Annotated in this window: 1 protein-coding gene; it reads right to left on the bottom strand. The window is 63.9% G+C overall.

The window, feature by feature from the left end; all coding sequences use genetic code 11:
• Positions 1-249: hypothetical protein (locus tag NLU14_RS22150; protein WP_275710669.1), on the bottom strand; the 249-nt coding region annotated here is incomplete at its 3' end.
• Positions 250-263: the final 14 nt, after the last annotated feature.

Here is a 263-nt window from a genome sequence, read left to right on the forward strand (position 1 = left end):
CATCATCGGCGGTCCCCCGTTGGAGCGCCGCAAATCGATCTGCAGGCCGTTGTCCTTGTAATCGACGAACAGCGGTTCCCCGTCGGAACAGCGATATCTATGCCGCCCCATTTCCCCGGTCGCCACGGCGCTGTCGGACGAATGGATCTGCTGCTCCGTTGGCGGGGCTGGCGGCTTTCTTTCCGAGCACGCCGCGAGCCCGACAACGAGGATGACGGCGGGCAGCACCCGCTTACAGTGCATCATCATCGCGCCTTCCTCCT

Origin of the sequence: Marinobacter iranensis (assembly GCF_029207565.1) — a bacterium.
In the GTDB taxonomy this organism is placed as follows: Bacteria; Pseudomonadota; Gammaproteobacteria; order Pseudomonadales; family Oleiphilaceae; genus Marinobacter; species Marinobacter iranensis.